This window comes from Catenulispora yoronensis (assembly GCF_039531695.1).
Classification (GTDB): Bacteria; Actinomycetota; Actinomycetes; order Streptomycetales; family Catenulisporaceae; genus Catenulispora; species Catenulispora yoronensis.
The window spans coordinates 153,191-173,670 of the sequence record NZ_BAAAQN010000014.1 but is presented as its reverse complement, the minus strand read 5'-3'; the positions used below and the strand labels follow the sequence as shown (position 1 = coordinate 173,670).

The window sequence follows — 20,480 nt, the reverse complement described above, 5'->3', positions numbered from 1 at the left end:
CCCCGGCGCCCGCGGTCGCCGCCGCGCCGTCGTTCACCGCGACCGCTCCGGCCCCGGCCCCGGCCGGCGAGTACAAGCCGGGCACCCCGGCCGTCGTCGCCCAGGCGACCACCGCGGCGCGGATCGACGCCCCGGGCGCCGGCACCGAGCCGGCCGCCGCGTACGTCACTCCGCTGGTCCGCAAGCTCGCCGCCGAGCACGGCGTGGACCTGGCCTCGGTCACCGGCACCGGCGTCGGCGGCCGGATCCGCAAGCAGGACGTGATCGACGCGGCCAAGGCCAAGCCGGCCGCCGCCGCGCCGGGCCCGGAGGCCGCGGGCTCCGCGCCGGCCGCCGAGGCCGCGGCCGCCCCCTCGCCGCTGCGCGGCCGCACCGAGAAGCTGACCCGGATGCGGGCGCTGATCGCCAAGCGCATGCTCGACTCGCTCCAGACCTCGGCGCAGCTGACCACCGTGGTCGAGGTGGACATCACCAACGTCGCCCGCCTGCGGGCCCGCGCCAAGGGCGAGTTCGAGGCCCGCGAGGGCGCGAAGCTGTCGTTCCTGCCGTTCTTCGCCCTGGCCGCGGTCGAGGCGCTGAAGCAGCACCCGAACGTCAACGCGGTGATCGACACCGAGGCCGGTACGGTCACCTACTTCGACTACGAGAACCTGGCGCTCGCGGTCGACACCGAGAAGGGCCTGCTGACCCCGGTCATCAAGAACGCCGGCGACCTGAACCTGGGCGGCCTGGCGCGCTCGATCGCCGACCTGGCGGACCGGACGCGGAACAACAAGATCACGCCCGACGAGCTGTCCGGCGGCACGTTCACGCTGACCAACACCGGCAGCCGCGGCGCGCTGTTCGACACGCCGATCCTGAACCAGCCGCAGGTCGGCATCCTGGGCACCGGCGCGGTCGTCAAGCGCCCGGCGGTCATCAACGACCCCGAGCTCGGCGAGGTCATCGCCGTGCGCTCGATGGTCTACCTGGCCCTGACGTACGACCACCGGCTGGTGGACGGCGCCGACGCCGCGCGCTTCCTGGGCACGATCAAGGAGCGCCTGGAGGAGGGCAAGTTCGAGGCCGACCTCGGTCTGTGAACCCGCCTGAACCACGGTGAGCCGCACTGAGCCGCACCGAGCTGTGGTGACGTGAAGTGAGCTGAACGCGGAAGCGGCCCCGGTCTTCGGACCGGGGCCGCTTCCGCGTCGAGAGGCACGAGAGCACGAGAGCGCGCGAGCGCGCGAGCGCGCGAGGCGCGGGCTCAGCGCGAGTAGAACTCCACGAGCAGCTGCTCGTCGAACCGCACGGGCACCTCGTCCCGCTTCGGCGGGCGCCTGAGGGTCACCGCCAGCTCCTCGCGCCGGACGTCCAGGTAGGCGGCGGTGCGCTCGTCGGCGTACTGGCCGGCGGCGGCCGCCTGGAACGCGGGCATGCGCCGCGACTTCGCGCGCACCTGGACCACCTGGCCCGGCCGCACGGCGTAGGAGGGGATGTCGACCTTCGCGCCGTCCACGGTCACGTGGCCGTGGTTCACGAACTGCCGCGCCGCGTAGATCGACGGCGCCAGCCCGGCGCGCAGCACCACCGTCGCCAGCCGCGACTCCAGCGCGGCGATGACGTTCTCCCCGGCGCGTCCGGGCCGCCGCCGGGACTTGTCGAAGACCGTCCGCAGTTGCCGCTCCGACAGGTCGTAGTACCAGCGGATCCGCTGCTTCTCGGCCAGCTGCCGCCCGTAGTCGCTCTGCTTCCCGGCGCGCGGACCCGCGGCGTGCTGCCCGGGCGGCAGCGGCCGCCGCCGCATGACCCGCTCCGCCTTCGCGGTCAGCGCCATCCCCGCCCGGCGCGACCTGCGCACCTTGGGACCGGTGTACCTCATGGATCACCCACTTCTTCCCGTCTCGGATACTAACTTAGGTAAGCCTAACCTTTGTCGCGGTCGCGTCGCTCCGGGGATGAGGAAGGTCACAGGGCTATGCTGCTGCTATGCGGATCGCCATCACCGGATCCACGGGCCTGATCGGCACGGCCCTGACCGCCTCCCTGCGGCAGGACGGCCACGAGATCGTCCGCCTGGTCCGCCACCAGGAGCCCGACGAGGCCGCCGGCGAGCGGCACTGGTCGCCGTTCGGCGAGCCCGACCCCGGGCCCTTCGAGGGCTGCGAGGCGGTGATCCACCTGGCCGGCGCCGGCCTGGGCGACAAGCGCTGGTCGGCCGCCTACCAGCGGGAGATCCGGGAGAGCCGGGTGCACGGCACCGACACCCTGGCCCGCTCGCTGGCCCGGCTGGCCGAGCCGCCGAAGGCGCTGCTGTCGGCCTCGGCGATCGGCTTCTACGGCGACACCGGCGCCGCGCCGGTGACCGAGCAGTCCCCGGGCGCCGACGACTTCCTGGGCGCCCTGTGCCGGGACTGGGAGGCCGCGACCAGGCCGGCGCAGGACGCCGGCATCCCGGTGTCGCACCTGCGCAGCGGCGTGGTGCTGGACCGCTCCGGCGGGGCGCTGGCCCGGATGCTGCCGTTCTTCCGGGCCGGCATCGGCGGGCCGGTGGGCAGCGGGAAGCAGTACTTCTCGTTCATCGCGATGGCCGACTACCTGGCCGCGGTGCGGCTGGTGCTGACCCGCACCGCCGACGGGACGCTGACCGGCCCGGTGAACCTGACCGGACCGCTGCCGGTGACCAACCGGGCCTTCAGCAAGGCGCTGGGGCACGTGCTGCACCGGCCGGCCGTGCTGCCGGTGCCGGGCCTGGCGCTGCGGGTGCTGTTCGGGGCGATGGCGCACGAGCTGACCGGGAGCCAGCGGGTGCTGCCGGCCCGGCTGACCGACGCCGGGTTCGCCTTCACCGCCGCCGACCCGCGGGCGGCGCTGCGCTCCGCGCTGGCGTGAAACCCGCATTTAAGTGCACTGATAATCGCAGGTAGCCGGACGGCCACCCGGAGTTCTCGGATGCTGAGACAGCGGGCGTTTCGCAAGAGTACGCCACGGGCCCAGGGGTAGGGATCCCTCCACAGAGGCGCCGACGCTCGGCCGGCTTCGCCGTGCCCGTGCGCAGCCGCGCGGGCCCACGGGGCGCGCCCGGGGAGTCGGCTCTAGGAGTGTGGAGGGGCTCTAGTGACAGCACAAAGTCCGAGCCACCGGCACCAGGACGCCGACGTCATCGTCGTCGGCGCGGGCGTGGCCGGATTGCAGGCCGCGGGGTGGCTGCACGAGGCGGGTTTGGACGTCCTGGTCGTGGAGGCTTCCGACCGGGTGGGGGGCCGGGCCGGCACCGAGAGGGTCTCCGGCTTCGTCGTCGACCGGGGGTTCCACCTGGTGTCGACGGCCGAGCACGGCGACAACGCGAAGCTGGAGCTGGGCTGCTTCGCCGCGGGGGTGGACCTGCAACTGGACGGCAAGCGCATCCGCTACGGGGACCGTGCCGGGGGCGCGGTCGGAGCGGCGGGCCTGGCCGGCGTCCCGGACGGCCACGGCGGCCCGGCGCTGCGCACCCCGCTGGGCTCCCCGGCCGAGCGCCGCCGGCAGTCCGGCTGGCTGCTGAAGGTGGCGGCGACCCGTACCGACGCCATCCTGGCCGCCCCGGAGCGGTCGGCCGCCGACCTGGTGGCCGAGCTCGGCCTGTCCCGCCGCGTGGTGGACGGGTTCCTGCGGCCCTATCTGGAGGCCTTCACCGCCGAGGCCGATCCCCGGCTGTCCGTCTCCGGCCGCGCGGTGGAGCTGGCGCTGCGCCAGCTGGTCCGGGGCCGCTGGTGCCTGCCCTCGGCGGGCATCGCCGCGATCCCGCAGCGGCTGGCCGAGCAGCTGCCGCCGGGCGCGGTCCGGCTGGAGACCGAGGTGCTGGTGGTGCACGCCAACGGCGTCGTGACCGCCGACGAGGTGCTGCGCAGCTCGGCCGTGGTGGTGGCGACCGATCCGGCCACCGCCGTGGAGCTGCTGCCCGGCCTGCACGAACCGCAGCTGCGCTCGGTGACGACGTTCCACCACGCCGCCGTCCTGCAGCCGGCGCGCGGCGAGCCCGCGGTGCTGGTCGACGCCGACCCGCACTCGCCGGTCTCCCGCACCGCGCCGGTCAGCCACGCGGTGCCGGCCCGCAGCCCGGACCACCGCACGCTGGTCTCGACCAACGTCGTGGGCCACACCGGCACCCGCACCTCGGAGCTGGAGGCGGCGGTGCGGGCCCGCCTGGCCGAGCTCTATCCGGCCGAGGACGACCGCTGGGAGTGCGTGGCGGTCCACCACTTCCCGCACGCCGCCCCGGCCATGACCGCACCGCACAACTTCCGCCGCCCGGTCCGGCTCATCCACGGGCTGTACGTGTGCGGCGACCACCGGGGCACCGCCGGGATCGACGGGGCCCTGGAGTCCGGCCGGCGCGCGGCGAGGTCGGTGATGGCCGATCTCGGTGTCACCTTTCGCACCAAGGACGTGGATCGCTACACCGCCTGAGGCGCCGTGAGGCGCTTGTTTTTTGCGGCGCCCCCGACCCGGTCCGGGTCGGGGGCGCCGTCACGCCACCGAGGCCAGCTCGCGGGAGCGGGTCGGCGCCGTGGCCTCGTCGACCAGGGCCAGCGCCAGGTCGGCGTAGGCGAAGGAGTCCGCGCCGGGGACGGCCTCGACGCCGCCGAGCCGGTAGGCGCCGGTGCCCTCGCCCTCGTCGAGGAAGACCAGCGGCGGGGCCAGCACGACCCAGTCCAGGTCCGAGTCGCGCAGCAGCGGCAGCTGCCGGGCATGGTTGCGGGAGAAGGCGGCGGCCTCCTCGGGCAGTCCCTCGCTGTCGTAGGCCGGCACGCCGGGCGCCACTTCCAGCGCGCCGCCGATGCCGACCGCGACCAGCCGGGCGACGCCGGCCTCGGGGAGCCCGGCGACCAGGGCGGCGGCCGCGCTCACGAAGTGCTCCGGGTCCATGCCGGCGGCGGCGTTGATCGCGACGTCGTGCCCGGCGGCGACGGCCGCGACCGAGGCGGCGTCGGTGACGTCGCCGGCCACGATCGTGACGCCGTCGGCAGCCAGCTCCTGGTACTTGGCCGGGTCCCGCACGACCGCGGTGACCCGGTGCCCGCGCCGCGCCGCCTCGGCCACGGTGCGCTTCCCGGCCCGACCGCCGGCTCCGAAAACAATGATGTTCGCCATGGCCCGAAGGTAGGACGGGTGGCCCCGCTTACTTCAACGTAACTATGCTCGACCTGTGGATGAGCGCACACCGTTGAGTCCTGACATGTTCAATCCGGCGTGCCCGTCGACGGTGAGTCCGTTCCGGATCGCCGACAAATGGGGCGGGCTGGTCGTCCTCTGCCTGGAGGACGGGCCCCGCCGGTTCAGCGAGCTGCGGGTGCCGCTGCGCCGGGTGGCGCCGAAGGTCCTGACCGAGACGCTGCGGGCGTTGGAGCGCGACGGGTTCGTCACCCGCACCGACTACGGCGAGAACCCGCCGCGCGTCGAGTACGAGCTCACCGAGCTCGGGCGGACGTTGCTGCCGGCCATCGCCGCGTGCCGTGAGTGGGGCGCCGAGAACTTCGACGCCCTGCTCGCGGCGCGCGACCGCTACGAGGCCGGCCGCTATGAGGCCGGCCGCTACGACTCCGACGCCTACTTGCCGACCGGCACCGGGTAGTTCGCGACGAACCGGCCCTGCGGGTCCCACTTCTGCTTGGCGGCCCGCAGCAGCTCGATCTGCTCCGCCGGGAACGCGTCGGCCAAGGTGTCGACCGGGCTCAGGAAGGTGGCCGGCTTGCGGCCGGTCAGCACGTCGCCGAGCCGGGCGGCGACCTCGGCCTGCTTGGCCGCCACGGCGGCGCCGCCCTCGGGGGTGAGCGCCAGGCCGACCATGTAGACCAGGTACTCCTCGGTCACCGGCCCGTGCGGTCCGGGCCGGTCCTCGGCCAGCGCGCCGCCCAGGTGGCGGACCTGCACGGCCAGCAGCGGGTCGATGGGCTCGGCCAGCAGGGTGGCGACCACGCCGGCGTCGAAGCGGCCGAACAGCTCGGCGCGGGACACGCTCGGGCCCGGGTCGACCGGGTCGTTGGTGATGGTGCCGATCTCGGTGAACGGCACGGGGCGCCAGGCGCCCTGCAGGACGTCGTCGATCGCGTCGAACGGCTTCAGCAGCGCGCGGCCGTCGGCCTCCGAGCCGAGGAAGGCCACCGACACCGCGGCCATCGCGGGCGCGCCGGGGAACTGGGCCAGGGACGCCCAGACGGTGAGCTCCGGCGGCGCGGCGGCGGTGACGTCGCGGAAGGCCTGGAACACCTCGGCGGCGCGGGCGGCCGGCCAGATCACCGTGCCGCCGAACAGCTCGCGCTCCTCGTGCAGCCGCAGCGTCATCGCGGTCACGATCGCGAAGTCGCCGCCACCGCCGAGCAGCGCGTGGAACAGGTCCGGATGCTCGTCGGCGCCGACCCGGCGGCGCTCGCCCTCGGCGTCGACGACCTCGAACTCGACGACGTGGTCCGAGGACATGCCGTACTTGCGGGCGAAGAACCCGACACCGCCGCCGAGGGTGTAGCCGGTCGCGGACACCACCGGCGAGCTGCCCGGCCTGTGCACCAGGCCGTGCTCGGCGGCCGCGGCGGTCACGGCGCCGGACTTCACCCCGGCGCCGACCCGGGCGGTGCGGGCCTGGACGTCGAGGGTGATCTCGTCGAGGCGGCCGGTGCGCAGCAGGATCGTGCCGGCGGCGGTGCCGGAGGCGCCGTGCCCGTTGGGCTGCACCGCTATCGGCACCCCCAGGTCCTTGGCGAAGCGTACGGCGGCGGCGACGTCGTCGGCGTCCGCGGCGGTCACCACGGCCAGCACCGCCTGGTCGATCGCCAGGTTCCAAGGACGGGCGGCCTCGTCGAAGCCTGAGTCGCCGGGGAGAAGGACCTCGCCGCGGACGGCGGTGCGCAACGGGAGCAAGGAGGGCTGGGACATCGCGGGTCTCGCTTTCTTCGTTCTCGATGATCACCGTCCACGGTACGGAAAACCACCGACATAGGAGTCGCCGAGCGTGGCTGGCAGGCGAATCCACGCTGATCCGGTGCTGATCCGGAGCTGATCCGGTGCGATCAGCGGCCCGTGACCGGGCTAGGCGGTGATGGTGGCCAGGACCTGGTCGATCGGGGTCGGGGCCAGGCCGAAGGTCTGCTCGGTCAGGGTGCTGTCGATGGTGAAGGGCTTGGCGAACTGGTACCGCGTGTGCCGCAGCTCCTTGGCCATCTTGTCGAACAGGCCGGCGCCCCACAGCACCGCGTACGGCAGCTCGGTCAGCTTCGCCGGCGGCAGCCCGTTGACGGCCACGTACCGGTCGGCCAGCTCGCGCACGGTGAGCGGCGCGTTGGTCGGGACCAGCCAGGCCCGGCCCCAGGCCCGCTCGTCGCCGGAGACGGTGGCCAGGGTGCGGGCCACGTCGCCGATGGCGGTCCAGCTGTGCTTCACGCCCAGCGGCGTGGGCACCCAGGCCCGCTTGCCCGCGCCCAGCGGCTTGGCCAGCGCGAAGGAGAAGATCGAGTTCGCCTCCAGGTAGTCGCTGGCCCGGACCTCGGTCATCCGGATCCGGCCCTGCTCGTGCCGGGCCAGGGCCTCGCGGTACATGTCGGCGCGCAGCTTCAGCTTCGGGTGCGTCGCGGCCAGCGGGGTGTCGGGGGTGATGGTGCCGGTCACGGGCCCGTAGCCGTAGAGGTTGCTGGCGACGGTCAGCACCGCGCCGGTGCGCTCGGCGGCGGCCAGCAGCGCGGCGGCCAGCGGCGGCCAGTCGGTGAACCACTGGTGGTACTGCGGGCTCGCGCAGTTGTAGAGGGCCGCGGCGCCCTCGGCCAGCGCGCTCAGGCGGTCGGCGTCGGTGGCGTCGGTGGCCACCCGCTCGACGTTCTCGTGCTCCGGCCCGCCGCCGCTGCGCGTGACCACCCGCACCTGCTCGCCGCGCTCGGCCAGCACCTTCGCGGTCGCCGTGCCGACGGGTCCCGCACCCACGATGACGTGCAGCGCCATGATTCTCAGCCCCTCGATTCGACCACCGCTCCGGGAGGCGGGCGGCGGCGTGTCCGGTGGTTCTCTTTGAGAGCGGTGCTCTCTGTTGACATCACTGTGCACCGGATCGGCTCTCACTGTCAAGAGCACTGCTCTCGGTTGTGTGCAATACTCGCGTTATGAGCGATGAGAAGGCTTCGGCCCCGTCGATCCGGGCCCGCGTCCGCGCCGAGATGATCGCCGAGATCAAGCGTGTGGCCCTGGTACACCTGGAGCGCGACGGCTCGGCGCTGTCACTGCGCGGCGTCGCCCGCGACATGAAGATGGTGTCCTCGGCGATCTACCGCTACTTCCCCAGCCGCGACGAACTGCTGACGGCGCTCATCATCGACGCGTACACGTCGCTGGCCGACGCCGCGGACGCCGCCGACGGGAATGTGGACCGGCGCGAAGCCTATCTGGCGCGCTGGTTCAGCGTCGGGCACACCATCCGCAACTGGGCGCTCGCGCATCCCGCGGAGTATGCGCTCATCTACGGCAGCCCGATCCCGGGCTATAAGGCGCCCATGGACACCGTGCCGCCGGCTGCGCGGACTCTGATCGCGCTCGGGCGGTGCATCGCTGAAGCAGAGGCGGCCGGGAAGATCCGGGAACCGGAGGCGCCTATAGCGATGCCGCCTACAGAGAACGCTGAATACGCCGCGGAGTTGCGCGCGGCAGCGGAGGCTCTTGGCTTCGTGGAGGGCTCACAGGCGATCGAACCGTTCCTCAGCGCGGCGACGCATGTGTACGGAGCGGTGAACTTCGAAGTCTTCGGCCGCTTGAACAACGCCATCGATCAGCGCAACGAGTGGTTCGACCGGCAACTCCGGCAGCTGGCGGCGATGGTGGGGATCACCCCGCGGTGATGAGTGTGCGGAGGTCCTCAGCGATCTTTTCCGGAGTGCCCGGCTCGCGGCCGTAAAAGAACTGCCACAGTTCGAAGAGGTGGACCACCTGGTACAGGCGGAAGCGGCGTTCCCATTCGACGGGTATCACGCCGTAGCCTTCGAAGAGTCCTTCGAGCTTTATAGCGTTGTCGCGGATGGAATAGCTGTGCGTCTTGGCCAGGTCCATCACCGGGTCGCCGGCCGTGGCGTTCTCCATGTCGATGACGCCGCTGATCACAGGGCCGTCCGGTGTCTGTTCCACGATGATGTTGCCCTCGTGGAAGTCGTTGTGGAGGAGTACGGGGCGTTCGCAGAGGGCGAAGAGATCGCTGCGCGCGGCAAGGTAGGCGTGCGCCGCCTCATAGAGGTCGCGGTCGCCGGTTGCCTCCAGATAGGCCTGCGATGTGCGCGCGAGGACGGACCTCAGGTGCGCTTCGCTGGAGGGCTGCGGATCGACGATCTCTGTAGAGGTCAGGTAACCGTATGCTTCGTGCTCTATAGCGTGGAACTGCGCGATGAGCTTCCCCATCTGCCTATATACAGAGCGCAGGTCCGCGTCCGACATACCTGGGCTCACGGCGTCCATGGTTCGACCGGGGAGCTTGCTCATAAGGAGATAGGGCTGCCCGAGAAGGCCATCGCTACCCGCGGCCCCGAGAAGCGTGGGAACCATCGTGACGCCGCTCTCTCGAACGGAACGGTAGACGCTGATCTCTTTGGAGAGGATCCATCCACTGTCCGGCGCGTAGACCTTGAGTACGACGTTCTGTTCGGGGTCCGCGCAGAGCACCTCATACGCGCCACTGACAGCACCGCCGACCATCCGCTCGATCCCGACCACCTGCGCGCCCAGCACAGCATCGCGCAGGATCTCAGCGGCCTGGTCCGGCGTCACCCCGTCCTCGGTCATTCGATCAACGTAGAGATCGGCGCGGAGAGATCTCAACCGATTATCGGCCGTTACAATCGGTGCATGAGTGACGAACCGCGGTGGCTGTCCGAGCAGGAGATGCGTGCTTGGACCGGTTTCCTCGCCGCGGGGGCGCTGGTGGAGCGCCGCGTCGAGCAGCAGCTGAAGGAAGAAGTCGGGCTCTCCCACACGCAGTACGAGATCCTCGTGCGGCTGGCCGACGCCCCCGAGGCGTCGCTGCGGATGACCGAGCTCGCCGACGCGCTGCTGACCTCCAAGAGCGGGCTGACCTATCAGATCACCCAGCTGGAGAAGGCCGGGCTCACCGAGCGCCGGTCCTGCCCGACCGACGTGCGCGGCGTGTTCGCGGTCCTCACCGAGGCCGGGCGCGCGCGGCTGAAGCGGGCCGCGCCCGGGCACGTCGCGGCGGTCCGGGAGGTGCTGATCGACGTGCTGACCCCCGACCAGCTCGCGACCCTGGCCGACGGCCTCGGCGAAGTGGCGCGGCGGCTCCGGGAATAGCCGCGGGACGCCTGGGAGTTGTTCGAATTTGAACACCGGAGGCGAGCCGGACTAGGCTCGGGTCCCCCACGGTGGTTCGAATTGGAACTACCTCTCACGGAGGAACCCGCGCGATGAGCGAGACACCCGAGGCCACGGTCCGCACCCGAGTCCGTGTTCCTTTACGCTTCGGCGACGGCTACAGCGTCGACGCCGAGCTGGTGACGTTCCACGGCCTGGTCGACGGCGGGGAGCACCTCGCCGTCGTGCTCGGCGAGCCCGGCCCCACCCCGCTCGTCCGCATGCACTCCGAATGCCTGACCGGGGACGTCTTCGGCTCCGCGCGCTGCGACTGCGGCCCGCAGCTGCGGGAGAGCGTGGAGCGCATCGCGGAGGCCGGCGGGTACCTGCTCTACCTGCGGCAGGAGGGGCGCGGGATCGGGCTGTACAACAAGCTCGACGCGTACGCCCTCCAGGACGCCGGGCTGGACACGTACGAGGCCAACGTCGCGCTCGGCCTGCCGGAGGACGCGCGGGACTACACCGTCGCGGCGCAGATGCTGAGCGCGCTCGGAGTGGACAGCGTGCACCTGCTGTCGAACAATCCGGACAAGGAGGCGCAGCTGGCGGGCCTGGACGTGGCCGTCGCCGAACGGGTGCCGACCGGGGCCCACGCCACCGCGCAGAACCTGCGGTACCTGCGGGCCAAGGTCGAGCACACGCGGCACAGCATCGCCTTGGACGACGTGCTTTTCGTGGCCTGAGGGCCGACCGCTCGGACTGCCCGGACTGCCCGGACCGAACACTCCTGCCGAACACCTCCCGCCGAACGCCCCCGCCAAACACCCCGCCGACTCGTGTGGAGATCGCCATGAGCACCAGCACCACCTCCCCCGAACGGATGCCGGCTCTCTACCTGAGCCACGGCGCTCCCCCGCTGGCCGACGACCCGCTGTGGCCGGGACAGCTCGCCGCCTGGAGCGCCGACCTGCCGAAGCCCGAGGCGGTGCTGATGGTGTCGGCGCACTGGGAGGAGGCCCCGCTCGCGCTGGGGGCGACCGAGACGGTGCCGCTCGTCTACGACTTCTGGGGCTTCCCGCAGCACTACTACGAGGTGCAGTACCGGGCGCCGGGCGCGCCCGCGCTGGCCGAGTCCGTCCGGAAGCTGCTGCACGGTCCCGGCGGGGTCGACGTCCAGGACGAGCCGGAGCGAGGGCTGGACCACGGGGCGTACGTGCCGCTGGTGGAAATGTACCCGGAGGCCGACGTGCCGGTGCTCCAGATCTCGATGCCGACGCTGGAGCCGGAGCAGCTGATGGCGATCGGGCGGCGGCTCGCGCCGCTGCGCGACGAGGGCGTGCTGATCGTCGGCAGCGGCTTCTTCACCCACAACCTGCGGGCGCTGAGCCAGGACGGCCGCGTGCACTCGGTGATGTCCGAGTTCGACGACTGGGGCAAGCGGGCACTGGCCGCCGGCGACGTGGACGCGCTGCTGGACTTCGAGAACAAGGCGCCGGCGGGGAAGCTGGCGCATCCGCGCACGGAGCACTTCGCACCGCTGTTCGTGACGCTGGGGGCGGCGGAGGAGCAGCTGGGGACGCAGGAGAGTGTGATCGACGGGTTCTGGATGGGGTTGGCGAAGCGGTCGGTGCAGTTCGGGTGAGAGGCTGACGCTCGGCTTGAGACGTCAGGCGCTTGAGGTCAGGCGGTCTTGAGACGTCAGGCGGTCTCCGAAAGCGCGGCCACCGCGCGGGCGAGACCCGCGGGCTCACGGACAAGGCCGATGGCCCTGCCGGGGGCGATGGACACGGTGGCCTCGTGCGCCGTCTTCCGGATCGCGGCGACACGCTCGGCCAGCGGCGGGTGCGAGTCGAACAGGTTCGGGCGCTTGTCGGGGCCGGGAACGAGGCGGACAGCGTCGGAGTCGAGCAGCTCGCGGAAGCCGTCCAGATCGGCGGCCAGCTCCGCGGGCGTCCTCGGCTCCTCGGAGGTGGCGCCCTGCAAGTAGGCAGCATAGGCGGCGCGCGTCAGCGGGATGGCGTCCAGCGCGGTGGCGACCGCCTCGGAGCCCGCGACCCGCGCAGCAAGCTGGTCCGCGCTCGACTCCTGCCTGCGGCGCACCGCGAAGGTGACGCTGAGATAGAGGCCGGCGAACACCGAGAAGAGACGCTCGGTCAGCTGGCTCACCGCCCAAAGGCGGCCCTTGCGGAAGGTGGCGAGCAGCGCGTCGGTGGAGCGGTAGGTCAACGCCGACAGCCGTGAGTCGCCGGAGGCGTGATGGCCCAACTCGTGGCACAGCACCCCGGCGGCCTGCGCGGTATCGAGCGCGGCGAGCAGCGGCAGCCCCAGGTAGACGGTCCGCTCCCGCCGCAGCGTGCCGAACCACGCAGCAGAGCTCTGCGCCGCGGCGTTGACCTCCCCGGTGACCACTATCCGGGTCGGGACCGCGACCCCACAGGCCCGCGCCAACTGCTCGACCAGAGCCCACAACTCAGGCTGCTGCTCCCGCGACACCCCGACTCCGGACAACACCGGCGGCTGCTTACGAACGGCCGTGTTCAGAACCCGGATAGCCGGAACCATGAACAGCAGCCCGAACAGCGCAACGGCGACACGGGCCGACGCAGCGTAGGCCGGATCGTGGAAGGCACGCCGAACAATCAGCACCCCGAACCAGGTCACGGCGGCCAGCAACGCATAGAACGACAGAAGCAACAGTGCCGCGACGGCAGCACGGACCCCAACGCGCATGACCCCTCCCCGTTTTCGCGAGAGGCAATGTTCTCATACGTGGGGAGGGGGGCTGCGCCGATTCCTCGCGGGACCTGCTGTGTACGAACGCTTCGCCCTGTGGCCTATGGCTCTGCCTATCGGTCAGGCCACATCAGCCCTGCGGATTCTGATGGACGATGCTTGTTCGGAAGCTGCGGTACTCACCACCGGGCGCCGCTGATGTTTGGAGGCTTTGTAGGCGTCGACCGCCTTTCGTGAGCTTCTCCAGATGCCATCGGCTCCCTGCACGGCATCAAGCCGACCTCGCTGGGCCGCCTGCCGCAAAGCGGCCAGGGTTGTCGTCACGTCGACCAGAGCCGCGAGTGGTACCAAGCGGGCCGGGCCGGCGACGTTCGGCACAATGAAGCTGTTAAGGCTGTCGATCATCGCTCGGGCGATCAGCTCTCCCAGCGAGCCGTAGTCGCCGGCGTCGGCTCGTTGCATCGCCGACAGGTACGCCTCGCGTTGTCGCTTGAAGATGACGACCGGAGGGTACCCGAGCCTGACGAGCACGAGGTTCAGCACGAGCCGCCCAGTTCGGCCGTTCCCGTCAATGAACGGATGCACTTGCTCGAACTCGTTGTGCAAGCGCGCCAGCACCTCGGGAAGCGGCTGATCCGAGGGAAGCGGCTGATCCGACGCGGCGCTCGCGAGCCGTTCACCGACAAGGCACACCTCCGCGACCCATTCCTGCATTCGCACCGGGACGAGCGGCCACGCGGGTGGCGTTATGCCCGCCGTGAATGGATGAATGTCGTGCTCGCGAAAACTGCCCGGTCCTTCGCTGCTTTTCGCATCAGGATGCGGTGCCACGTCCCAAACGGGAGTCATGGCGGCGTGATGCACTTGACGGACCTCGGCAAGCGTAAGAAGCCGACCGTCGTGCCAGTCACCCGGCTCCAATGCTTGGCCATATACCCACTGCGCAGCGTCGGCATAGCCGCGCACCTCGTTGTACTCCCCGAGTGGCTTGGCTCCGACCGCCCGGCCCTGTTCCAGGAGGGTCTGCACCTCGCGAAGGACGAGAGTGTTCCCCTCCAGCGCCGTGGAGTGGTGTGCTTCCAGATGCCAGATATCGTCCCAGATCGACTGGGCTTCCTTGGGGTTCGGCAATCCGCCGAACCGCTCGTTGAGCTCCACCAAGGCTCGATCAAGACGCTCGTACACAGTAGCCCGGCTTGGACGCCCTCTACCCACCACCAGCCGCGCTCCTACCTGCCACTTTCGGGCCAGACGCCTCTTTGATACACCCACCCTTTACTCAATTGAACTTATCAACTACGAGTGGCAAGGGTGGCAGCAACACGACCGACAGCCGAGGGGAAGAACGGCAGGGTGTGCTGCGTCAGCTCGAACACGCCCACGCCCTGAGAGCTCACAGGGGACGCCGACATAATCGTCGGCGTCCCCTGTGACCTGACTGTCTACCGCTCAACAGTGCTCAGGGTCAGCTGCACCCACTCGTCGACCCGCACCCCTCGCACACATAGCAGCTCCCCGAAGGTCGCATCTTCGTCCCGCACGTCAGGCACAGCGGAGCGTCCGCGGCGTAGCCGAGCTTGGCCTCCAGCAGTTCCGTCGAGGAGCCGACGCGCTTGGGGGTCTCGACCGGGACCGGGGTGGTCTGCTTCGCCGGGGCGGCCGGCTCGGACCGGTGCTCTATCGGGGCGGACTGGGCGAGGGTCTCGTGGTCGAGTTCCTCGCTGTCGTCCGGGAGGTAGCTGCCGGTTTCGAGTTGGCGCTGGCGCTCCTCGTTGGTGTAGATGCCGTAGGCCGCGCGGGTGTCGAAGTCCAGGTGGTCCAGGGCCAGGCGGCGGAAGATGTAGTCGATGATCGACTGGGCCATGCGGACGTCCGGGTCGTCGGTCATGCCGGCCGGTTCGAAGCGCATGTTGGTGAACTTGGCGACGTAGGTCTCCAGCGGGACGCCGTACTGCAGGCCCACCGAGATGGCGATGGAGAAGGCGTCCATCATGCCGGCCAGGGTCGAGCCCTGCTTCGACATCTTCAGGAAGACCTCGCCCAGGTCGCCGTCGTCGTAGGCGTTGGCGGTCATGTAGCCCTCGGCGCCGCCGACGGAGAAGGAGCTGGTGATACCTCGGCGGCTCTTGCCCAGGCGCTTGCGGACCGGGTGGGCCACGGCGGACAGCGGGGCGGCCGGCGGGGCCGGGGTGGCGGTCGCGGCGGCCGCGGCGGCCGCCGCCTTCTGGCCCTTCGCGTCCTGGAGCGGCTGGCCGACCTTGCAGTTGTTGCGGTAGATCGCCAGCGCCTTCAGGCCCAGCTTCCAGCCCTCGAAGTAGATCTCCTCGACGTCCTCGACCGAGGCCTCCTCGGGCATGTTCACCGTCTTGGAGATGGCCCCGGACAGGAACGGCTGGATCGCCGCCATCATCCGGACGTGGCCCATCGGGGCGATCGAGCGCTCGCCCATCGCGCAGTCGAAGACCGAGTAGTGCTCCGGCTTCAGGCCCGGGGCATCGATCACGTGGCCCTGCTCGCCGATGTACTCGACGACGGCCTCGATCTGCTCCTGCTGGTACCCCAGGCGCTTCAGGGCGCGCGGCACGGTGTTGTTCACGATCTGCATCGAGCCGCCGCCGACCAGCTTCTTGAACTTCACCAGCGCCAGGTCCGGCTCCACGCCGGTGGTGTCGACGTCCATCATGAAGCCGATGGTGCCGGTCGGGGCCAGCAGCGAGGCCTGCGCGTTGCGCCAGCCGTTGCGGGCGCCGATCTCCAGGCCGCGCTTCCACTCGGCGCGGGACAGCTCCAGGATCCGCTGGTCGAACTCCTCCACCGGGCGGTAGGCCTCGGCCGCCTCGGAGTGCTTGCGCATCACGGCGGCGTGCGGCTGGGCGTTGCGCGCGAAGCCGTTGTACGGACCCACCACGCCGGCCAGCTCGGCCGAGCGGCGGTAGGCCGCGCCGGTCATCAGCGAGGTGATCGCGGCGGCGATGGCGCGGCCGCCCTCGCTGTCATAGGCGTGGCCGGTGGCCATCAGCAGCGCGCCCAGGTTGGCGTAGCCGATGCCCAGCTGCCGGTAGTCGCGGGTGGTCTGGCCGATCTCCGGGGTCGGGAAGTCCGCGAACGAGATCGAGATGTCCATCGCGGTGATCACCAGCTCGACCAGCTTCACGAAGGTCGTGGTGTCGAAGCTGTCGTCCTCGCGCAGGAACTTCATCAGGTTCAGCGAGGCCAGGTTGCACGAGGAGTTGTCCAGCGACAGGTACTCCGAGCACGGGTTGGACGCGGTGATCCGGCCGGTCTCGGGGTTGGTGTGCCAGGCGTTGATCGTGTCGTCGTACTGCAGCCCCGGGTCGGCGCACTCCCACGCCGCCTTCGCCATGTCGCGGAACAGCTTCTTGGCGTCCAGGGTCTCGATGATCTCGCCGGTGGTGCGGGCCCGCAGGCCGAAGCGCTCGCCGTTGGCCACGGCGGTCATGAACTCGTCGGTGACCCGGACCGAGTTGTTCGCGTTCTGGTACTGCACGCTGGTGATGTCCCGGCCGCCGAGGTCCATGTCGAACCCGGCGTCGCGCAGCGCGCGGATCTTGTCCTCCTCGCGCGCCTTGGTCTGGACGAACTCCTCGATGTCCGGGTGGTCCACGTCCAGCACCACCATCTTGGCGGCGCGGCGGGTGGCGCCGCCGGACTTGATGGTGCCGGCCGAGGCGTCGGCGCCGCGCATGAAGGACACCGGGCCGCTGGCGTTGCCGCCGGAGGAGAGCAGCTCCTTGGAGGAGCGGATGCGGGAGAGGTTCAGGCCGGCGCCGGAGCCGCCCTTGAAGATCAGGCCCTCCTCGCGGTACCAGTTCAGGATCGAGTCCATCGAGTCGTCGACGGCCAGGATGAAACAGGCCGAGACCTGCTGCGGGGACTTGGTGCCGACGTTGAACCAGACCGGGGAGTTGAAGCTGAACATCTGGTGCAGCAGCGCGTAGGCCAGCTCGTGCTCGAAGACCTCGGCGTCGCCGTCGGTGGCGAAGTAGCCGTGGTCCTCGCCGCCCTTGCGGTAGGTCTTCACGATCCGGTCGATGAGCTGCTTGAGCGACCACTCGCGGGCCGGGGTGCCGACGGCGCCGCGGAAGTACTTGGTGGTGACGATGTTGGCCGCGTTCACCGACCAGAACGCCGGGAACTCCACGCCCTTCTGCTCGAAGTTGATCGAGCCGTCCCGCCAGTTGGTCATGACGACGTCGCGGCGCTCCCACTCGACCTCGTCGTACGGGTGCACGCCGGGCGTGGTGTGGATCCGCTCGATCGCCATGCCCTTGCCGCCCCGGGCGGGGGTGTGCCCGACCGTGGCCGGCTGCGCCGGCACGACCTGCCCGGGCTTGATGGGAGCCTTCCCGTTGCCGCGAGCCGACGCCGCGCCGCGCGGTCCGCTAGCCGTCTCCGTCATCCTTCTAACCTCTCCCGTCCTGGGAAACCCATCCGACACCCCGCGGGCGCCCCTCGCGCCTACGGAATTGATCAAGTTCTGAATCGCCGGGCCGCAGTGGACGGCCCCGCGAAAATCTCAATTATTCCTGCGGACCCACCCCGCCTGGGCTTACGTCCGCTCGCTGTCCGCCCGCAGCATCAGGATCTCGGCCTCGAAGTCCTCCAGCGACTCGAAGGCCCGGTACACCGACGCGAAGCGCAGATAGGCGACCGTGTCCAGCTCCCGGAGCGGCCCGAGTATCGCCAGCCCCACCTCGTGCGTGGGGATCTCGGCCGAGCCCTGGGCCCGCAGCACGTCCTCGACCCGCTGGGCCAGCACGGCCAGCTGGCCCTCGGTCACCGGCCGGCCCTGGCAGGCCTTGCGCACCCCGCCGACCACCTTGTCCCGGCTGAACGGCTCGGTCGCCCCGGAGCGCTTGATGACCACCAGCTGGGCGCTCTCCACCGTGGTGAAGCGGCGCCCGCACTCCGGGCACTGCCGCCGCCGGCGGATCGAGTTGCCGTCCTCGGAACTGCGGGAGTCGACGACCCGGCTGTCGTCGTGCTTGCAGAAGGGGCAGTGCATGATGCTCGGCGCCTCCTCGCGGCACGATCCGGACCGGTGGCCGCCGCCGGCGTGGGACCGGTGCCGGGGCGGGCGCGACGGGTTGGCGTCACCCTCCGCTGTGTTGTACTAACCACAACCAGTGGAGCGTGAACGCTATTCCAATCACAAGATGTAGGGGTACCGTAGGGCAGCCGCCACACCGCTCGCAACCCGGACCGGCGTGTCGCGTAAGGGGTGAACGGGGTTCGTGGGACTACCGTTCGCGATCGTCGCAGCTACGGGGGCAAGCCCGGGGCGCTGTTCGAACGCCCAAGATTCTTTCCGGTTCCACCCGACCGGACCAACGCCGGACGGCCGGCTCCGGTCCGGCCGGTGCCGGACCCCCGGCGGCCGGGCCCCCGGCCTGATCGGCGACCTGATCGGCGACCTGATCACCGGCCCGATCGACGGCCCGTTCCCGACCCGTCCGCCCCCGCCCGCCGGCCGCCGGCCGACCGAACGGACGAGCGGTCCGCGACCGGATCCGAACGGAGTGTGGAATCGGCCGTTACCTTCCCGCCGGTCCCGCGTTAGACATTCCGTACGCCCGCGGCGCCCGCCCCGGGGTCGAACAGCCGTTCGTCACCCTGGGGGTGGGAGCCGCTACGGTTGATCCGAGCTAACCGTCGATCCAGCACAACCACCGCCCAGCTCAATGGCGAAGGAGCCGCAAAGCCATGGCCGTCCGGAGCACCAACCCGACCGTCACCCCTCCAGGCCCGCACGACGGGCACGTCCCGTCGCCGCGCCTGACCGAGCGCCAGACGGCGGTCCTGAACGTCATCCGCGACTCGGTCCGCCGCCGCGGCTACCCGCCGTCGATGCGCGAGATCGGCGAGGCCGTCGGCCTGCAGTCCACCTCCAGCGTCCGGCACCAGCTGGTGACCCTGGAGAGCAAGGGCTACCTGCACCGCGACGCCAACCGCCCGCGGGCCTACATCGTGCGCGGCGCCGACTCCGCCCCGCGCGGCGGGGACTCCCCGGAGCCGGCGTACGTCCCGCTGGTCGGCCGGATCGCGGCCGGCGGTCCGATCCTGGCCGAGGAGCGGGTCGAGGAGCTGATCCCGATCCCCAAGCAGATGGTCGGCGAGGGTGAGTTCTTCGCCCTGAAGGTGGTCGGCGACTCGATGATCGAGGCCGCGATCTGCGACGGCGACGTGGTCGTCATCCGCCAGCAGAAGCAGGCCGAGAACGGCGAGTTCGTGGCCGCCATGATCGACGGCGAGGCCACCGTCAAGGAGCTGAAGAAGGAGGCGAACGCGGTCTGGCTGCTGCCCCGCAACGCCGCCTACGAGCCCATCCCCGGCAACGACGCGGTGATCCTGGGCCGGGTGGTGACGGTGCTGCGCCGCCTCTGAGCGGACACCCGGACCCGACCCCGACCAGCGCTGCGATCAGCACCGCGACCAGCACCGCGACCAGCACTGCGACCAGCACCGCGCACGGCGCTCCGGCGCCTCGGCGCCGCCGCGATCCACCGGCCGACGACCACGGTCCCGGCGGGAACACAGCGGATCACGGCGGCGCCGATATCAAGCGATTTTCCTATCTGTAAGCAACCTGTATACGGACTCGCACGTCACCAGGACATGAACCGTCTGCAGTACGCACTCCTGGCCGGCAGCGCGCTGGTGGCCCTCACCGCCACCGGCTGTTCGTCGAACACGGCGAAGCCCGCCGCCCAGCAACCCGCCGCCTCGGGGTCCCCGGCGGGTGCCACCCCCAGTGTGACCTCCTCCGCCTCCGGTACGACCGGCACCGCCGGTACCGCCTCGTCCAGCCTTTCCAGCGCCTCCGGCGCGTCCTCCGGCACCTCGTCGAGCCCGTCCGCCAAGTCCGCCTCCAGCCCGTCCGGCAAGAGCTCCAGCAAGGCCGGCAGCGCCGCGGGGATCCCGGCCGCCTGCGACAACGCCAAGCTGAACGCCTCGCTCGCGCCCGCCATCGCGGGTCAGAAGGCTTCCGTCCAGGTCATCGCCGTGAAGAACACCGGCGCGGACTGCGAGCTCCAGTACCTGCCCTACGTGTGGATCACCGCGGGCCCGGGCGGCGGCCCGGAGCAGACCCGCCCGCTGATTCCCAGCGGCCTGGGCGGCGGCCCGCTGATCATCAAGAGCGGCGCGACGCAGTACGCGGCCATCGACCTGAACCCGGGCAACGCCTCCAACGCCGTCGACGGCTACACCTACCTGTCGGTGACCGCCAACCCGACGCCGGACACCAGCGGCAAGGACGTCCAGGACCTGAAGCTGCCGGCACCGGCCAAGGTGGCCAAGGCCAAGCTCGGGCTCTACCTGGACAAGCCGGCCGACGCCATCAGCTCCGCCGAGAGCGCCGACACGCCCGAGCAGTGAGCGGCGCGCAGGACACGATGATCAGGACGCGGTGATCAAGACACACTGAGCGGCGCGCAGAG

19 protein-coding genes are annotated in these 20,480 nt (G+C 70.9%); 10 read left to right on the top strand and 9 right to left on the bottom strand.

The window, feature by feature from the left end; all coding sequences use genetic code 11:
• Nucleotides 1–1,082 (top strand): 2-oxoglutarate dehydrogenase, E2 component, dihydrolipoamide succinyltransferase (sucB, locus tag ABD481_RS14825; protein ID WP_344666211.1); only part of this gene is annotated, 1,082 nt, incomplete at its 5' end.
• Between the two features lie 164 nt (nucleotides 1,083–1,246).
• Here sucB and rpsD read toward each other — a convergent pair.
• Nucleotides 1,247–1,861, bottom strand: coding sequence for a 30S ribosomal protein S4 (rpsD, locus tag ABD481_RS14820; protein WP_344666210.1), 615 nt, complete (start codon nucleotides 1,859–1,861; stop codon nucleotides 1,247–1,249).
• Nucleotides 1,862–1,968: 107 nt separating this feature from the next.
• Between rpsD and ABD481_RS14815 the strand changes: the two genes are divergently transcribed.
• Nucleotides 1,969–2,871: a TIGR01777 family oxidoreductase gene (locus ABD481_RS14815; RefSeq protein ID WP_344666209.1), complete on the top strand. Its 903-nt coding sequence runs from the start codon at nucleotides 1,969–1,971 to the stop codon at nucleotides 2,869–2,871.
• A gap of 225 nt (nucleotides 2,872–3,096) precedes the next feature.
• Nucleotides 3,097–4,428, top strand: coding sequence for an NAD(P)/FAD-dependent oxidoreductase (locus ABD481_RS14810; RefSeq protein ID WP_344666208.1), 1,332 nt, complete (start codon nucleotides 3,097–3,099; stop codon nucleotides 4,426–4,428).
• 60 nt (nucleotides 4,429–4,488) lie between these two features.
• Here ABD481_RS14810 and ABD481_RS14805 read toward each other — a convergent pair whose 3' ends face one another.
• Nucleotides 4,489–5,112: an NAD(P)-dependent oxidoreductase gene (locus tag ABD481_RS14805; protein WP_344666207.1), complete on the bottom strand. Its 624-nt coding sequence runs from the start codon at nucleotides 5,110–5,112 to the stop codon at nucleotides 4,489–4,491.
• An 85-nt stretch (nucleotides 5,113–5,197) separates the two neighbouring features.
• On the opposite strand from ABD481_RS14805, the gene ABD481_RS14800 reads away from it, so the two are divergent.
• Nucleotides 5,198–5,593, top strand: a complete 396-nt coding sequence (locus tag ABD481_RS14800) for a winged helix-turn-helix transcriptional regulator (RefSeq protein ID WP_344666221.1) — start codon at nucleotides 5,198–5,200, stop codon at nucleotides 5,591–5,593.
• Here ABD481_RS14800 and ABD481_RS14795 read toward each other — a convergent pair.
• Together ABD481_RS14795 and ABD481_RS14790 are read right to left on the bottom strand one after the other, a co-directional pair.
• Nucleotides 5,569–6,891 carry an FAD-binding oxidoreductase gene (locus ABD481_RS14795; protein WP_344666206.1) on the bottom strand — a complete coding sequence of 441 codons (1,323 nt, stop codon included), beginning with the start codon at nucleotides 6,889–6,891 and terminating at the stop codon, nucleotides 5,569–5,571. The two genes, ABD481_RS14800 and ABD481_RS14795, sit on opposite strands and share 25 nt — an antisense overlap.
• A 153-nt stretch (nucleotides 6,892–7,044) precedes the next feature.
• On the bottom strand, nucleotides 7,045–7,947 hold the full coding sequence (locus ABD481_RS14790; protein ID WP_344666205.1) for an NAD-dependent epimerase/dehydratase family protein: 903 nt from the start codon (nucleotides 7,945–7,947) through the stop codon (nucleotides 7,045–7,047).
• A gap of 212 nt (nucleotides 7,948–8,159) precedes the next feature.
• On the opposite strand from ABD481_RS14790, the gene ABD481_RS14785 reads away from it, so the two are divergent.
• The gene (locus tag ABD481_RS14785; protein ID WP_344666204.1) at nucleotides 8,160–8,834 is read left to right on the top strand and encodes a TetR/AcrR family transcriptional regulator; all 675 of its coding nucleotides are present in this window, start codon (nucleotides 8,160–8,162) and stop codon (nucleotides 8,832–8,834) included.
• On the opposite strand, the gene ABD481_RS14780 is transcribed toward ABD481_RS14785, so the two are convergent.
• Nucleotides 8,821–9,765 carry a phosphotransferase family protein gene (locus tag ABD481_RS14780; protein WP_344666203.1) on the bottom strand — a complete coding sequence of 315 codons (945 nt, stop codon included), beginning with the start codon at nucleotides 9,763–9,765 and terminating at the stop codon, nucleotides 8,821–8,823. The two genes, ABD481_RS14785 and ABD481_RS14780, sit on opposite strands and share 14 nt — an antisense overlap.
• Nucleotides 9,766–9,828: 63 nt before the next feature.
• Between ABD481_RS14780 and ABD481_RS14775 the strand changes: the two genes are divergently transcribed.
• The 3 genes from ABD481_RS14775 (at nucleotide 9,829) to ABD481_RS14765 (ending at nucleotide 11,929) form a co-directional block, all read left to right on the top strand.
• Entirely contained in the window at nucleotides 9,829–10,287 is a 459-nt protein-coding gene (locus tag ABD481_RS14775) for a MarR family winged helix-turn-helix transcriptional regulator (RefSeq protein ID WP_344666202.1), read from the top strand.
• 113 nt (nucleotides 10,288–10,400) lie between these two features.
• Nucleotides 10,401–11,030 (top strand): GTP cyclohydrolase II, encoded by a 630-nt coding sequence (locus tag ABD481_RS14770; protein ID WP_344666201.1) that lies wholly within the window; start codon nucleotides 10,401–10,403, stop codon nucleotides 11,028–11,030.
• Nucleotides 11,031–11,137: 107 nt separating this feature from the next.
• Nucleotides 11,138–11,929 (top strand): dioxygenase family protein, encoded by a 792-nt coding sequence (locus ABD481_RS14765; protein WP_344666200.1) that lies wholly within the window; start codon nucleotides 11,138–11,140, stop codon nucleotides 11,927–11,929.
• Between the two features lie 56 nt (nucleotides 11,930–11,985).
• Here ABD481_RS14765 and ABD481_RS14760 read toward each other — a convergent pair whose 3' ends face one another.
• From ABD481_RS14760 to nrdR, 4 genes are all read right to left on the bottom strand, one after another.
• Nucleotides 11,986–13,017, bottom strand: coding sequence for a M48 family metalloprotease (locus ABD481_RS14760; protein WP_344666199.1), 1,032 nt, complete (start codon nucleotides 13,015–13,017; stop codon nucleotides 11,986–11,988).
• Between the two features lie 123 nt (nucleotides 13,018–13,140).
• Nucleotides 13,141–14,238: a Fic family protein gene (locus ABD481_RS14755; protein ID WP_344666198.1), complete on the bottom strand. Its 1,098-nt coding sequence runs from the start codon at nucleotides 14,236–14,238 to the stop codon at nucleotides 13,141–13,143.
• 247 nt (nucleotides 14,239–14,485) lie between these two features.
• Nucleotides 14,486–17,440 (bottom strand): vitamin B12-dependent ribonucleotide reductase, encoded by a 2,955-nt coding sequence (locus ABD481_RS14750; RefSeq protein ID WP_344666197.1) that lies wholly within the window; start codon nucleotides 17,438–17,440, stop codon nucleotides 14,486–14,488.
• A gap of 150 nt (nucleotides 17,441–17,590) precedes the next feature.
• The gene (gene nrdR / locus ABD481_RS14745; RefSeq protein WP_344666196.1) at nucleotides 17,591–18,046 is read right to left on the bottom strand and encodes a transcriptional regulator NrdR; all 456 of its coding nucleotides are present in this window, start codon (nucleotides 18,044–18,046) and stop codon (nucleotides 17,591–17,593) included.
• 698 nt (nucleotides 18,047–18,744) lie between these two features.
• On the opposite strand from nrdR, the gene lexA reads away from it, so the two are divergent.
• A complete protein-coding gene (lexA, locus tag ABD481_RS14740; protein ID WP_344666195.1) occupies nucleotides 18,745–19,425 on the top strand; it encodes a transcriptional repressor LexA in 681 nt (226 codons plus the stop codon).
• 231 nt (nucleotides 19,426–19,656) lie between these two features.
• Nucleotides 19,657–20,418 (top strand): hypothetical protein, encoded by a 762-nt coding sequence (locus ABD481_RS14735; protein WP_344666194.1) that lies wholly within the window; start codon nucleotides 19,657–19,659, stop codon nucleotides 20,416–20,418.
• Nucleotides 20,419–20,480 lie beyond the last annotated feature (62 nt).

Bases quoted from the DNA above. Each gene is read 5' to 3' on its own strand.
- lexA (WP_344666195.1), top strand. From the start codon at position 18,745: ATGGCCGTCCGGAGCACCAACCCGACCGTCACCCCTCCAGGCCCGCAC.
- ABD481_RS14800 (WP_344666221.1), top strand. From the start codon at position 5,198: ATGTTCAATCCGGCGTGCCCGTCGACGGTGAGTCCGTTCCGGATCGCC.
- rpsD (WP_344666210.1), bottom strand. From the start codon at position 1,861: ATGAGGTACACCGGTCCCAAGGTGCGCAGGTCGCGCCGGGCGGGGATG.
- ABD481_RS14790 (WP_344666205.1), bottom strand. From the start codon at position 7,947: ATGGCGCTGCACGTCATCGTGGGTGCGGGACCCGTCGGCACGGCGACC.
- ABD481_RS14760 (WP_344666199.1), bottom strand. From the start codon at position 13,017: ATGCGCGTTGGGGTCCGTGCTGCCGTCGCGGCACTGTTGCTTCTGTCG.
- ABD481_RS14805 (WP_344666207.1), bottom strand. From the start codon at position 5,112: ATGGCGAACATCATTGTTTTCGGAGCCGGCGGTCGGGCCGGGAAGCGC.
- nrdR (WP_344666196.1), bottom strand. From the start codon at position 18,046: ATGCACTGCCCCTTCTGCAAGCACGACGACAGCCGGGTCGTCGACTCC.
- ABD481_RS14735 (WP_344666194.1), top strand. From the start codon at position 19,657: ATGAACCGTCTGCAGTACGCACTCCTGGCCGGCAGCGCGCTGGTGGCC.
- ABD481_RS14770 (WP_344666201.1), top strand. From the start codon at position 10,401: ATGAGCGAGACACCCGAGGCCACGGTCCGCACCCGAGTCCGTGTTCCT.
- ABD481_RS14795 (WP_344666206.1), bottom strand. From the start codon at position 6,891: ATGTCCCAGCCCTCCTTGCTCCCGTTGCGCACCGCCGTCCGCGGCGAG.
- ABD481_RS14785 (WP_344666204.1), top strand. From the start codon at position 8,160: ATGATCGCCGAGATCAAGCGTGTGGCCCTGGTACACCTGGAGCGCGAC.
- ABD481_RS14780 (WP_344666203.1), bottom strand. From the start codon at position 9,765: ATGACCGAGGACGGGGTGACGCCGGACCAGGCCGCTGAGATCCTGCGC.
- ABD481_RS14750 (WP_344666197.1), bottom strand. From the start codon at position 17,440: ATGACGGAGACGGCTAGCGGACCGCGCGGCGCGGCGTCGGCTCGCGGC.
- ABD481_RS14775 (WP_344666202.1), top strand. From the start codon at position 9,829: ATGAGTGACGAACCGCGGTGGCTGTCCGAGCAGGAGATGCGTGCTTGG.
- ABD481_RS14765 (WP_344666200.1), top strand. From the start codon at position 11,138: ATGAGCACCAGCACCACCTCCCCCGAACGGATGCCGGCTCTCTACCTG.
- ABD481_RS14815 (WP_344666209.1), top strand. From the start codon at position 1,969: ATGCGGATCGCCATCACCGGATCCACGGGCCTGATCGGCACGGCCCTG.